This is a genomic window from Pontiella desulfatans (assembly GCF_900890425.1).
Classification (GTDB): domain Bacteria; phylum Verrucomicrobiota; class Kiritimatiellia; order Kiritimatiellales; family Pontiellaceae; genus Pontiella; species Pontiella desulfatans.
Genome location: NZ_CAAHFG010000004.1, coordinates 1,021,386 through 1,034,801, shown reverse-complemented (window position 1 = coordinate 1,034,801; position 13,416 = coordinate 1,021,386). Strand labels below are relative to the sequence as shown.

Here is a 13,416-nt window from a genome sequence, read left to right as displayed (position 1 = left end):
ACCAAAGCGCATATGGATGGACTATGATCCAGCATCTGCTTCTCCTACCTCGTATTGTTCAAGCGCATGGCTCCGGGTCAAGTTCCTTCACGTGGTATTTCCTTCCGGCCGGGTCGATATAAATACCGTCTTCTAGCTCCTTGAGCATGAGCTGCCGTCTCGGCCCGCCAGCCTTGTTCAGCTTCATCAGGATCGGCAACGAAACGGTTTCGAGCCCAACCACGATGGCCACGGCGGCCATGAACCGGTAATAAACCTCTTCGCCGATATCGCCCCACATCGCCACAACAACCAGCAAGGCCAGCACCACAACGGATGCAAATGAAACCTGCTGGAACCATTTTTTCCGCTCCCCCAGCTCTGGAATGACGAGAAGAAATCCATGGGCGCAGGCAAGGGTAGCGATTCCGCACGAAGCGGTCGTTTTCCAGTAGCCCTCACTGTTGATCTCCGGCCAGATGCCCGCAATCACAAGGATTGCGCTAACCACCGCCAAGCCAATACCGGATAGGCCGATGGCCGTTCGGGTTTTCCGGGCGATGAATGCGGCGCAAGACATTGAGCAGATGCTCGCGAGCGATATGGTGAAGGTCGACCCGATGAACTTCGCCTGAAGCTCGCCGAATTTTCCGCCCAGCACCGATACGATGGCAATGGCCGCCGTAAGCCCCAGGAAACCGAGGAATGTGCGGAGCGCGATTTTTGTTAATCCTGTGTAGTTCATTGCCCCACCTTCTTGATCACGTCGATGGTTTCCAGCAACGGATCGGTTTTTTGGTATGCGCGCCAATCGATGGAGGCCGGCGGATGCTCTTGCAGTATCCGGATGACGGCATCCTGTTGCGTCTTGGACATGCCCAGCTTTTGAAGCTGGTTGCGGATATCGTCGCGATAGTAGCGGATGCTGTTCTTTGTCCAGTTCCCATCCTGCACACGGCCAACCAGATCGTTCCGGTTTTCCTCGGCCAACAACGACTCGACACGCTTTTCCTCCTCCAGCGTAACCGCCGCCTTCCGGCGGGCCATTTCCTCGCGCACGCGTCTTTTTTCGGCCTCAATCTCTTTTAACCGCCGACTCTGTTCCCGGTTGATTTCATTGCGCCGGGTTTCGAAGCCCATGAATTCCCCATGCAGCAACACGCCCCATTCGGCCACGGCCACCTTGGCTTGTTGGTCGGGTTCCCGGCCGGGTTCCAACCCCTTCTCAACCTCGCGCACCCAGAATCCATCCACCCGCTCGTGCGACGGCATTTGGCCGACCAGCGAAAGTGGCGGCGAGGCCAGCGTGTTCCACGCCCAGCCCGACACCGGGACAACGGCTCCTCTCACACCGCCGTTCCAAACCGCCTTGGTGCCGGAATCGACGGCATGGTAGGCGGGGATCACCACCAAGCTCCATCCCGTGCCGGCGGTGGTTCCAATCAATCCGGTGGGAATGCGAAATACGTTATCGACGCAGCTTTGCACCGTGGCCCAGGGATAGGAGAGCCACCACCCGAACACCCGTTTTTCCGTTCGCTTGGCGGCCCGGCCATAATTTTTTTTCCAGGCCTTCCCGGCCCCCTTGAACGTGAAATCGGAGAGGCAGTCGTCGTACGACCACTCGAGCACCTCGCCGCTCTGCTCCCCGATTTTCTGGTATTTTTCGGCCTCGACATATTCGCGCAGGTTGCGCCCGCCCATCTTCATGTATTTCCAGCCATAACGCCCCGGAGGGGTGTAGCCCGGAACAATACGAATATCGTACCACGTGCCGTCGTTGCCCTCGACCGCCCCGCGCCAGATCAAACTTCCCTTTTGATCCCACGGAAGAAAATAGCCTTCCTTCTCCTCGGCAACCGACGCAATGCATATGGCCGCCAAACCCAAAATCAATCCTAGCTTTTTCATGACCCGCTCCTTCCCAATGGCTTAATGCCTACCATCCCCTAATGCACAAGGTGTACCACCTCCCCTCAACCTTGTTATGCCTTGCCCTGATGTCACTTACAAAACCTGCAAACAAAATATGATAGATCTTCAGGGCATTGAATGAACACTGTGCCGTCATCCTACGCAGGTGAAAGCGCATCCCCAGATACCAAAGGGCAGGCTTTGGGGCGCAGAAAACCATGTTTTAAATGGGATCGGTGCCACAAAAAATCGGCCGCGGGGGTTGCGTTCGGGATAATTTCCCTATAAACAACGCCGTCAATACACGGAGCAACCGTGATTTGCAAAAACCTGGGGGGAAATCATGGGTTTTCATAGTGTAGTAAAGACATTTTTTGAAATCGCGCTGATGGGGGCCTTCGTTCTTTCATTGGGCTACTTCATCGTAACCGCCTTTGCGCTGGCCCTTTCCCGTCTGCGTGAAAAGCCCGAAACCATTGCCGACGAATCGCTCTACCCGAGCGTCACCGTGCAGATCCCGACCTACAACGAGCTGGCCGCCCTTAACTGCGCCGCCCGCTGCCTGGAGTTCGACTATCCCGCCGACAAGCTTCAGATCATGATCGGCGACGACAGCAACCAACCGGAGCTCTCGGCAAAGATCGACGAATTCGCCGCCGCCAACCCGCGCATCGAAATCAGCCGCCGCGGCGACAATGTTGGCTTCAAGCCCGGCAACCTGAACGTGATGCTGCCGAAGGCGAAGGGCGACTATTTATTGATCCTCGATTCCGACTTCCTGCCGAAGAAGGATTTCCTCAAGCGCCTGGTGGTTCCGGTCATCAAGGATCCAACGCTCGCCGGCGCGCAGGCGGCCTGGCGGATCATCAACGTGCACGACAACCACAGCACACTGATGGGAACCGGCATCGTGAACATTATCCACTCGGTGATCCTGCCCTTCCTTAAGGCCGCCACCAACCAATGCGTTTTCTGCGGCTCCGGCGAGTTGGTGAAGAAGAGCTATCTGATTGAACAGGGCGGCTGGACCATGGGCGCCCTTACCGAAGACGTGGACTATTCCCTGCGCGTGATTACATCCGGCAAGCGCATTGCCTATGTCTCCGACCTGCGCATCCGTTGCGAAGTGCCCTACACCCCGGGCGACCTGTTCAAGCAGCAGATGCGCTGGGCCTACGGCGTCATGCGCGCGTTCATGGCGCACGGGAAAAAACTGTTCCTGTCGCGCACCATCCAGAAGCGCACCAAGTTTGCCGCATTCCTGTTCGGCAGTGGCTATGTGATGATTACCCTGCTGCTGCTCACCATGATCCTCGGAACCCTGAACCTGGTGGCCGGCTTCTTCGGCATCGATCCCGCCGCAGCGCAAAGCTCCTCCTACACCGTTGGCCATTTGGTCTACGACACCGCCGTCAACCTGCTGCTGACCTGCGGCATGCTGATCTCCTCCATCGCCGCGGGCTTCATCAATGGCTTCGGCCTCCGGAGCCTGGGACGCTTGATCCTTTCTTCGCTGACCATCGGCGTCATCTGCATGTTCTTTGTCGGCCGCGGCCTCATTACGGCATCGCTCGGGCTTCCGATGAAATGGTTCATGATGAAAAAGGCCGGCAACGAGTCCGCCGCCAACACCTGATTCCCTCGATCGTCTATTCCTTTGCGGCGCAATCGCGCATCAACAATGCGGGATCGCATATTTCCCCGCCGGGCAACTGTGTTATTTTTTCCCGCACGCCCACCCAAACGGGTCGGCCACGCCATTCAACCGAGAGGAAAAACATGAAACACCGCGCTCGAACCTTACTGGGAATTTCCTTAATGACCGCCCTGCTCGTCCAGGCGGACGGACGGCCCATGAACGTGTTGATGATTGCGATCGACGACCTGAACGACTGGGTCGGCTTTCTCGGCGGGCACCCGCAGACCCAAACGCCCAACATGGATCGGTTGGCGGCGCAGGGCATGGTGTTCGAAAACGCAAGCTGTTCGTCGGTCGCCTGCAACCCATCGCGATCGGCGTTGATGAGCGGCATTCCGCCCTACGCCTCCGGCCTCTACAGCAACGGCCAGGTGATGCGCGAAAATCCCGTGCTGATGGATGCCGTGATGATCCCGCGCTATTTCAGCAATAACGGCTACACCTCGCTGGCCCGCGGCAAGATTTTCCACCACGCCGGCCTGGACCCGCAGAGCTGGGATATCCTGAGCGACCAAAAGAAGGACCCGCTCACGGTGCCCAAGGAACAGCTGACCGACATGACGCCCTACCAGGACATCAAGATCGACAACGGGCTCTCTTTCGTACAGAAGCCGCGGATTGCCTGGAAGTCCACCCCTACCCCGAAGGAGCTGACGCAGGACTACCAGAACGCCATGTGGGCCGCCCAATGGCTGACCGACTCCGCCGAACACGAAACCCCGAAACCGTTTTTCCTGGCCTGCGGCATCTTCCGCCCGCACCTGCCGTGGACGGTGCCGGCCGAATACTATGCCCGCTTCGACCTCGACTCGATCAAGCTGCCGCCCATCAACCCCGACGACTATTCCGACATCAAGGGCGGCGCCGCCAGCGAATATGGGGAAGCGGTTGAAAAGGGCCTGCGCGAGGAGATCGTCTGGGCCTACCTGGCCAACATTGCCTATGCCGACGACTGCGTCGGCGTGATCCTCGATGCGCTGGAAAAGAGCCCCTACAAGGACAACACCATCGTGGTGCTGTGGAGCGACCACGGCTGGCATGTCGGCGAAAAGCTGCGCTACAAAAAATCCACCCTCTGGGAAGAGACCGCGCGCATGCCGTTCATCGTCAAGGTGCCCGGGCTGGAACCGGGGCGCAGCATCCGCCCGGTCAACCTGATCGATCTCTACCCCACCCTCATCGACCTCGCCGGCCTGCCGAAGAAGAATGATCTCCATGGCCGCAGCTTTGTCCCGGTGCTGAAGAATCCGGACGTTGAATGGGACCACCCCGCCATCACGAGTTCGAGTTCCGGCCATAGCCTACGCACCGAGCGCTGGCGCTACATCAGCAAGAAAAACGGCGACGAACTCTACGACCACGACAACGATCCCAACGAGTGGACCAACCTCGCCACGAATCCGGAATACCAAAACGTGATCCAAGAGCTGCGCAAGCACCTGCCGGCCAGCATGAACTAGCGGTTAGTACGCACTCGACGAACCAGGAAAAAATTGTAAAAGTCCTTCGTCATTCCATTCAGTCAGGGGGCGAAACATGCAATTGCGTTTTCTTGTGGCGGGACTCATTCTCTTTCTTGCGGGTTGCCGAAGCAGCCAACCTGCTCGTCCGGGGGCGACGGAGCGTGTGCTGGCCCACATCGCCGCCGCGTCTTCCGGAGAACAATACAAACCCTGCACACGGCCGGGAGGAAGCGCTGCCGCCCTACTGGTTCATGGTGTTCCGGGCACGCCCTACAAAATGAAATCCATCTCCGATGCACTCCATGCCAAAGGCTGGACGGTGAAGACGGTATTGCTCCCCGGTTGCGGCTCGGATTCGGAAAACATGTATAAGCGAACCACAACGGATTGGCAGAACGAAGTACGCAACGCGCACGCGGAATTGGCGGCAGAACATGACCAGGTTTTGGTTGTGGCCCTTTCGATGGGCTGTGCGGTTTCCTGCAGCAGCCTGAATCCCCAGGATCTCGACGGATTCGTGCTGATTGTTCCATACCAGTGGATTGAAAGCACACTCGACCGGATGGTCTGGTGGCTCTTCGGCCCGTTAATGCCCGAGACCTGGGCGCCCTTCAAGAACAAGGACTTCAGCGATCCCGAGTTCCTAAAAGATCTCGGCAAAGTCTTCCCGCCGGAAACCGTCGCGGACGAATCGCTTCACGACGATCTACGCGAATTCAAGGTTTCGATGAAAATGGTCGCGGAGCTGCGCGCCATGGTTCGCTCGGCCTACGGAAAGCAATGGAACACCGCACATCCCCCAACGCTGATCATCCAGGGGGATGCGGATGAAAAATCGATACCCAAACGGAGCCGCCGACTGGCCAAGCGCATGCAGGCCACCTATGTCGAAGTTCCCGGAGGCCACGACCTGACCACCCCGGATTGCCCATCCCTCCCCAAGGTCATTGACGCCATCGGAGCCTTTGCCGATGGACTTCAAGCCGATTAGCCCTTTGGTTTTTGATTTCGTTCCCACATGGCTTGAAACTCTTCCGTCAGGGCCTGATACAATCGGGAACCGGACGGGGCCTCGCGCCACATGGGGCTTTGCCTGGGCGGCGTTGCGTGCAGGAAGGTAACGGCCAAGGCCGCCTTGTCGGTACGAAGCAGGTTGACGCTGGGCACTCCGCTGTGGATTGGACGAACCTCGATGTTTTCGTGCTCGCGGCCGATTTTATCAAACAGGTTCGCCATCATGGAGATCGATACCGTGGTCTCTTCCAACCCCCGGTCGGGCGATGCCTGCTCGACCAATTCCGGCAAGGCGATATGCGCCGGGTCCATGTGCATGATACGCACCTTGCACCCTTCCTTCGCCTTCGCCACGAGCCGTTCCCCTCCGCCCACATCGCGCCACTGCTCCAGACTCACCCCCATCAGATCGACATGGGATGTGGCTTCGAGCAAAATACGCTTCAGCATATCGGCTTCCACCGGCCCATCCTTTTCCACGGAAACCCGACCGTTTAGCTCTTCGACAAATCGCGCAAAAAGTCCGGAGCTCTCCCAATTCGAACTGCGGAGTGCCTCGATCTGCCGCTGAAGCTCCTTGGCATAGGTGCGGTTGAAGGTTGCCTTCAAGCCAAAGTCGTAGAACACACAACGGAGATCGCGGACATCAAATGGAAGCTCGTTCCCCTTTTCCATTAGGACAATGACGGGTTTGCAGGCGGCATGGCAAAGCGCCAGCTCATAGAACACGTTGGGATTATGCCCCGTTAAAATGGCGATGCAAAAGTCGGCCTTGCTAATCGAACGGAACATTTGATCCATGATATGCCCCGGATCGGGCATTTGGTCGCTACGCGAAACCACGACCCCACACTCCTCGGCGGCTGGCGCAATGATCAAATCAAACACGTTGTCGGCATGCTCCCGGACCGTCGTATTTTCCATACCAATCGGACTTATGACAAAGCAGCGCTTACCCATGGCAATCCCCCTTCGTTCTCAACACATCAACCCATCTTGAATAGCAAGAACACAAGAATGATCAAGCACAAACACCATCCTGAAAAACCGTTGCAACTCGCGCGGACGGCAAAAAGGGCGGCCCAGCAGGCCGCCCTTCATCCGTCCAGGGTGACATCCAAATGCACGATCGTCACTTTGGATTACACCACTGCGGCCCGTCATTCATTGTAGAGGCGGATCTCGAAGATGCGGGCGGATGGGTCGCCGTTGGTTTGATCGACGACGACGCGTAGCTTGGAGGTCTTGACGGGATCGAAGCGATGGATGCGGCGGCGCTGGTAGTTGTCCGACACGTCGGCAACGGTCTTCCAACCGGAACCGGACCAGACCTGCACCCGGTAGTCGCGGACGCACTCCGGAACAAACCGCTCGTCGTCCTTGTGTTCCCAGGAGGCGTGGCGCTTGTCGCTGAAATCGGTATCGAACGTGAGGTAGACCGCGTTCAGCGTTTGCATTTCCGCGAGATCCAACTCGATCCACTGGGGCATGGCGGCGGAGGGGTCGGACTTCCATAAGTTCATCTGTTCATCCACGATGCGGGTGACGCCGCTGATGACATTTTCAGGCCCGCACTTTGGCTCTGCGCTGGACGCGGTGAGGGTGGCCTTCAACGCCAGGTCGGCGGCATCCTCGTTTTTCATGCCGATGATATACTGGTCGTCCTTGAGCAGCTGTTGCTGCAGCTCGCCGATGTGCTTTTGATAAAGTCCGCGCGGATCGACGCCCCGATCGACGCACATGGCCGCCGCGGTTCCGGCCGCCTGGCCCATCACGCCGGTGGTTCCCTGCACGCGCACCGTGCCCAGCGCCACGTGGGTGGTCGAAACATTGCGACCGGCAAACAGCAGGTTTTCAATGTTCTTCGAATAGAGGATCCGGAAGGGGATGTGGTTCATGGGGGAATGGGTGTTGAAGTCGAACGGCCCGTCCTTGGAAAAGATACCTTCGGGGTTGTGGATATCGAGCGACCACCCCCCGGCGGCAACGCGGTCGGCGAACGGCTTGGCGGAGAGCACTTCGTTCTGCGACAGGACATGGTCGCCCATGAGGCGGCGGGTTTCGCGCTTGGCGTTGCCGATCGGGATGATGGTGAGCGCATAGTTTGCGGCGTCGTCCTTTAGGCTGGAGTGGTTCTTGATCCAGTTGAAGTAGCTGAGGTTCAGGATAATGAGCTGGTCGCGCGCGTTTTCCGGATCCCACAAGTCATCGACCTCGCCGCGGTTTTCATGCCACCAGCGGCCATAGGTGTGGCTGCCCTCGTACATATTGCGCGCTTCGAGATACTCCGTGTTCGGCGTCAGGTCCCAAAGCCATTCCGGGCCGTTGAAGGGTTGCGGCGAATCCATTTTCTTCGTGTTGTATGAGAGGGTATGGCCGGTCATCAGGCAGCCGCTCATCGTAATGTTGTCGGCCTTTTCGGGCGCATGGCTTTCGTCGAACTCGTCGCGCGCCTCGCGCCCGATGCGGTATTCGGCACCGGCATAATACCCGAGCCAACCATCGCCCGTGCAGTCGATGAATTGCTTCGCGGCATAGCGGGTGCGCCGGCCATCGACCATGTCGAACGCCTTCACCGCGGCAATGCGGTTGCCCTCCATCTCGACTTCGTTCACATGCGTATTGAGGAACACGGCCAGGTTGGGTTCATTGGCCACGACGCTTTCGGCGCCCCGGCTCCACTTGCCGTGATAGTGATAGGCGCGCTCCCGGCCGATTTCTTCGTTGAGCCCGCCCTCCCGCGAATGGGGATGGTTATGCTGGGCAGGCCCCGAGACCACCACGCCCAGCTCAAGGCTGTTGTTGCCACCGATCATCGGGCGGTCCTGGATGAGTGCGGTCTTCGCCCCGGTGCGCGCCGAAGCAATGGCCGCATTGATGCCGGCCACGCCGGCGCCGACCACGATCACCTCATAGTCGCCCATCATCTCGGCGGAGGTATCGGTGCCCGTCAGGCGCGCCACTTCGGCCTTATAGGCCTTGAGCTCCATCGGGGGCGTATATTGAAGATCCCGGGTCAGGATCAATGCATCGATCCGGCCATACCATCCGGTGAGGTCGCCGACCGCCAGCCTGGCCTCCCCCTCCTCCAATTCAAAGGTTCCGCCAAGCTGCCAAACCCATTGCTCACTGTCGGCCATGCCGAAGGTTTTCTCCGAGGGCGTGCCATTGATGCTGACCTGGAACCGACCCGGCGAATGGCTCTTCAGCCAGTTGCGGCTCCGCACCCACAGGCGCCACGGGCCGGCCTGGGGAATGGTGAGCGTCGTCCGGGCATCGGCCACCGGCTTACCGATGCCTGCGGCAATCAGGTAGGGCGACCCCATCTGCGGCACAAACTGCGTATCCATCCACCAGCCGCCATAGTCGTCGAAATCCTCCGCATCGACCCAGATGAACCCGGGCACAACGGCCTTGGGTTCCCGCCGGTTTTCTTTCTGGAAGAACGCGCTGAAGTTGGTTGCCTCCCGCTCCATATCGAATGCGCCGGCCTTGTAGGATTGCATGACCTCCTCCTCCGAGAATGCGCGACCGGCAACCCGAACCTCGTCCATGCGCCCCGGCGAAGGCGTTTTGCCATTCACCGATCCGATGAAGCAGTAGGAGGTGCTCCGATCGATCTTCCTTTTTCCGCCGAGGCTCTTCTCGGAATCTTTTTCCCCGTTCACATAGAGGGCGATGGTTGAACCATCGAACGTGGCGGCGACATGCTGCCAGACCCCGTTTTGCCACTCGGATTTTTTCGAGGTCAGCTCCACGGGTTCGCCATCCAGGCTCAGCAGCATCGAAAGCCGACCGCCCGGCGCAAAGCGGAACGCGTAGGCGCCTTCCTTGTTCACGATGGTCGGATGGTTTTCGTAGGGGAGGTTCCAAGGCTTGATCCAAGCCTCCACCATCAGCCCATCGACCGGGTTCAGGCTCGGGTCGTTCCCGCAGTTGACGAAGCCCTCCCCCTGGAACAAGAGGCCGGAGTTGCTGACGCCCCGTTCCCATTTTACGTTCTTCGCAAATCCAATATTTCCATTGCCCGATGAATCCGCAATCTGCATTCCCCTGCCGTCGTCCAACCGCCAATGCCCGCGGACATCCTGCGAAGCCTGAACCATTGCCGACAACAGCACGAATAAAACCAAAGCCAAAACCTGTTTCATGACACTCTCCTGATTGAATAGACGATCGAACTTACGCGAGGCGGCCCGCACCGCCTACCGACACCCGCGCAGAAGATGTGCACATTTACGCCATCAGCATGCGGGCACGCGCGCGCGCTCCCAGGCCTGGATGGCGCGCTTGCGGTCGGTGCCCCAGCGGTAGCCGCCGATGGCGCCGGTTTCGCGGATGACGCGGTGGCAGGGGATCAGGAATCCGATCGGATTTTGCCCGACGGCGGCACCCACGGCGCGCGAGGCCTTTGGGTTGCCAATCCGCTCCGCCAGCCGGCCATAGCTGATCAGCTGGCCCTCGGGGATTTGCAGGAGCGCCTGCCAGACCGTCAGCTGGAAGGGGGTGCCCTTCACGAAGAGCGGGAGGGGCCTCCGCCCCTCCATGAAAATTCGCTTGCACCATTCCGTGGCGCCATCGTCATCACGCGCAAATCCGGCATTGGGCCAGTGGGTTGCCAGACTGCTCCAAGCCCCGGGCTCCTCAAACGACAGATGGCAGATGCCGCGCGGGCTTTCGGCGAGCAGGCAGTTGCCAAACGGCGTATCGGCATAACCGGCGGCAATCGTCCACCCCGCCCCACCGGCCTTCACCTCGGCGGGCGTGGCGGCCTCGAGATGCAGCCTCAATTCCCTCCTCCGGAGACCGAGCTCTGGATGGCCTCGAGGCCGGCAATGGATTTATAGTTGCCCTTCAGCAGGCCGGTCAGCTTCTTGAAGTTATCCTCCGTGCGGCCATCCCAATATTCGTTCCACTCGGCATCTTTCTTGGCAAACCGCACCACGTTGAAGGAAAAGTCCACCTTGGCGCTGGTCGACTTGCGGCTCAATCCGCTCTTCGATTGGATATCGTTGGGCTTGTTCCGCTCCCGAATCTCCAACATGGCCTGCGCATACTCCTGAGGCTTGTGGTAGTAGAAGTCGGGTTGCGGAGGCCGCTCGATATCCGGGAAATAGGCCCGGTTCATGTCCCACGCATTGTTGCGGTTGATCGCGCGGGGGGCTTCGCCGCGGGCCAGGCGCTGCTTGTTGTCTTCATCGAGCAACCGCTTCGCCTCTTCATGGCACTCGATCCATTTTTTACCCGGTGTGGTTTTCTTCCACTGCTCAATCTTGTTGTTGCCGGTTTCGATTCGCTGGTGCCCCCACCAGTAGGTCAGCACGAACACGGCATCGGCCTGCTGCTTCATGGCCAGCATGGAGGGACGGTACCACGATTCCTGGCGCTCGAACTTGCCGACCAGCAAATCCTCCGAATTCTGCGCCCCGCCTTCCCCCAGCGTGGAAACACCGAACTCGTCCACCCCCATTCCGGGCTTCACCGAGTTCAACGGCTTGAGCCAGGAATCGACCTTGCCGACATTATGGGAGCTGGCCGCCACCATCTGCGGGAACAGCATGAAGGTGCGGTTTTGGTCGTAGACAATCACATTGAACAGCGCGGTCGGGGGGAGTCCGCCGATGATTTTCACCAGCTCCTCCTTAATGATTGTGTAGGCGGGGATGCCCCCCATTTCGTCCCACATCATTTCGGTGGAGGAATCGAGGATGATGAACACCTTCTCGCCCTTGCCCTTGATGCCGAACACCTCGATCTCGGGCATGGTGAAGCCCACCCCGCCACCGCCTCCGATGCCCCCGGCAATCCCGCCGCCCATGCCGCCCTTGACGCCCGAGATTTCCGGCATCCTGATGTCGGGCATGTTTTGGTTGACCTTGGGCTGCACCACGATGCGCTTGCGCAACTTGGGTTTCTGGATCTGCTTTTTCTTTACGTTGACCGGAACCTGCAGCTTCCGCATCGGCATTTTGGGGCGCTTGACCTGCTTGGTTTCGAAGACCGGATCCTCCTTCGTGATCACCGTGACCGCCACGAACGTGAACGCAATCAGGATCAATATGGCATGGATCGCCAGACTAATGATCGCTGCGCTTGATTTTGCATGGTTCGCAAAAAACCGTTTCTTGACACTCATTGTTTTCCTCGCATTTACCGTAGCACCGCTTTGGTCTAATCCGTCAGCCCACATTTGTCAACTGGCCAAAAGTTCCACACGTACTGCTTGCCTGGTTCCGTTCCGAAGGGCTTTCCCAACACCCCTGTAAAAAATACCATCTTCACAGCCTCGCATTATCCCGCATTCACACGACTCCCTTTTTCAAGACAACAACGCGTTACCGGACTCAGGAAAAATGCCACCGGACATCCACAACCAGGACATAATCCGACCTCCAATGAGGATGTAAACGTTGCCATTAATCATGTAGTAAACACCCACAATCACTTTGACAAGCAACATTGTTTATGTTCTCATGTAGCGTTCAAATCAACAAAAGGAGAAAACAGCTATGAAAAAGCACCTTACCATGGCCATTGGCGCGATCGCGGCGACGACGGCTCTTGCGGAAATGGTGACCGTGACGGACACCATGGACAACCTGTCCGGATGGTCTGCAAACGCCAACTGGTCTACCAGTGCGGGAGTTGCGGAAACAACCCAGGCAACCCAGTTCATGACCATGCAGACCGGCGTTGCCGCCCCGCAGGCCGAAGGCGACTGGGTATCGGCAAAGATCAAACAGAGGATCGCCGTTGGCACGAACGGATTGTCCGACGCAAACCAATACTCGACCCGGCTCGCCATTGTGGGCGATACATCGGGGACAAGCGGGAATAATGCCAAAGCCATGTGGACACGCAGGGACAACGATGCCGTCCCCGGACAGATTTGGGGATCCGCCATTTCCTCCCCGAAATCCGCCATCGACGCCACCGACGGAACATGGGAGTTTGGAGGTTGGAACAACATCTCGGAGATTGGCCTTGGCAGCCCAACCAACGCAACGAGCGATTGGTTCTCCTGTGAATTGAAGATTACCAAAGCCGCCAGTGGATACGATATCCTGCTCAACTACTACGACAGTACCGACTCCGTAATCTGGACGGATGATTCACTTGGGCAAACCCTGCCGAGCCTTGCCGACAAAAGCATTTGGTATCTCAACATGGGTACGGAATACCAGTTCACGACGGCGGCGGATCTGACCAAGATGGAGGTGGACGAAGCAACGCTGACCTCCTCCATTCCGGAACCGGCGACGCTCGGCCTGGTGGTGGCGTTTGGTAGCGGGATCATGCTCATCCGCCGCCGGTTCATGATCTAGCTTTTCCATTCAATGGGAAACG

10 protein-coding genes are annotated in these 13,416 nt (G+C 58.5%); 4 read left to right on the top strand and 6 right to left on the bottom strand.

Annotated elements, in window-relative coordinates; translation table 11 throughout:
* Positions 1 to 58: 58 nt before the first annotated feature.
* Positions 59 to 724, bottom strand: coding sequence for a hypothetical protein (locus E9954_RS29835; RefSeq protein WP_136082943.1), 666 nt, complete (start codon positions 722 to 724; stop codon positions 59 to 61).
* A complete protein-coding gene (locus E9954_RS29830; RefSeq protein ID WP_136082942.1) occupies positions 721 to 1,890 on the bottom strand; it encodes a hypothetical protein in 1,170 nt (389 codons plus the stop codon). The genes E9954_RS29835 and E9954_RS29830 overlap by 4 nt, the downstream gene beginning before the upstream one ends.
* A 346-nt stretch (positions 1,891 to 2,236) precedes the next feature.
* Here E9954_RS29830 and E9954_RS29825 point away from each other — a divergent pair, with 346 nt between their 5' ends.
* The 3 genes from E9954_RS29825 (at position 2,237) to E9954_RS29815 (ending at position 6,046) form a co-directional block, all read left to right on the top strand.
* Entirely contained in the window at positions 2,237 to 3,529 is a 1,293-nt protein-coding gene (locus tag E9954_RS29825; protein ID WP_136082941.1) for a glycosyltransferase family 2 protein, read from the top strand.
* Between the two features lie 143 nt (positions 3,530 to 3,672).
* On the top strand, positions 3,673 to 5,052 hold the full coding sequence (locus E9954_RS29820; protein ID WP_168442689.1) for a sulfatase: 1,380 nt from the start codon (positions 3,673 to 3,675) through the stop codon (positions 5,050 to 5,052).
* Positions 5,053 to 5,128: 76 nt separating this feature from the next.
* Positions 5,129 to 6,046, top strand: a complete 918-nt coding sequence (locus tag E9954_RS29815; protein ID WP_136082939.1) for an alpha/beta hydrolase — start codon at positions 5,129 to 5,131, stop codon at positions 6,044 to 6,046.
* Here E9954_RS29815 and E9954_RS29810 read toward each other — a convergent pair.
* From E9954_RS29810 to E9954_RS29795, 4 genes are all read right to left on the bottom strand, one after another.
* Positions 6,043 to 7,029, bottom strand: coding sequence for a hypothetical protein (locus E9954_RS29810; protein ID WP_136082938.1), 987 nt, complete (start codon positions 7,027 to 7,029; stop codon positions 6,043 to 6,045). The genes E9954_RS29815 and E9954_RS29810 overlap by 4 nt on opposite strands.
* A gap of 200 nt (positions 7,030 to 7,229) precedes the next feature.
* On the bottom strand, positions 7,230 to 10,220 hold the full coding sequence (locus E9954_RS29805) for an FAD-dependent oxidoreductase (RefSeq protein ID WP_136082937.1): 2,991 nt from the start codon (positions 10,218 to 10,220) through the stop codon (positions 7,230 to 7,232).
* 93 nt (positions 10,221 to 10,313) lie between these two features.
* Positions 10,314 to 10,859 carry a methylated-DNA--[protein]-cysteine S-methyltransferase gene (locus tag E9954_RS29800; RefSeq protein WP_136082936.1) on the bottom strand — a complete coding sequence of 182 codons (546 nt, stop codon included), beginning with the start codon at positions 10,857 to 10,859 and terminating at the stop codon, positions 10,314 to 10,316.
* Positions 10,856 to 12,205, bottom strand: coding sequence for a vWA domain-containing protein (locus E9954_RS29795; RefSeq protein ID WP_136082935.1), 1,350 nt, complete (start codon positions 12,203 to 12,205; stop codon positions 10,856 to 10,858). The genes E9954_RS29800 and E9954_RS29795 overlap by 4 nt, the downstream gene beginning before the upstream one ends.
* Before the next feature lie 373 nt (positions 12,206 to 12,578).
* On the opposite strand from E9954_RS29795, the gene E9954_RS29790 reads away from it, so the two are divergent.
* A complete protein-coding gene (locus tag E9954_RS29790; RefSeq protein WP_136082934.1) occupies positions 12,579 to 13,394 on the top strand; it encodes a hypothetical protein in 816 nt (271 codons plus the stop codon).
* Positions 13,395 to 13,416: the final 22 nt, after the last annotated feature.

Excerpts from the sequence above, each read along its gene's own strand:
- E9954_RS29835 (WP_136082943.1), bottom strand. The coding sequence starts at position 724 with ATGAACTACACAGGATTAACAAAAATCGCGCTCCGCACATTCCTCGGT.
- E9954_RS29830 (WP_136082942.1), bottom strand. The coding sequence starts at position 1,890 with ATGAAAAAGCTAGGATTGATTTTGGGTTTGGCGGCCATATGCATTGCG.
- E9954_RS29825 (WP_136082941.1), top strand. The coding sequence starts at position 2,237 with ATGGGTTTTCATAGTGTAGTAAAGACATTTTTTGAAATCGCGCTGATG.
- E9954_RS29820 (WP_168442689.1), top strand. The coding sequence starts at position 3,673 with ATGAAACACCGCGCTCGAACCTTACTGGGAATTTCCTTAATGACCGCC.
- E9954_RS29815 (WP_136082939.1), top strand. The coding sequence starts at position 5,129 with ATGCAATTGCGTTTTCTTGTGGCGGGACTCATTCTCTTTCTTGCGGGT.
- E9954_RS29810 (WP_136082938.1), bottom strand. The coding sequence starts at position 7,029 with ATGGGTAAGCGCTGCTTTGTCATAAGTCCGATTGGTATGGAAAATACG.
- E9954_RS29805 (WP_136082937.1), bottom strand. The coding sequence starts at position 10,220 with ATGAAACAGGTTTTGGCTTTGGTTTTATTCGTGCTGTTGTCGGCAATG.
- E9954_RS29795 (WP_136082935.1), bottom strand. The coding sequence starts at position 12,205 with ATGAGTGTCAAGAAACGGTTTTTTGCGAACCATGCAAAATCAAGCGCA.
- E9954_RS29790 (WP_136082934.1), top strand. The coding sequence starts at position 12,579 with ATGAAAAAGCACCTTACCATGGCCATTGGCGCGATCGCGGCGACGACG.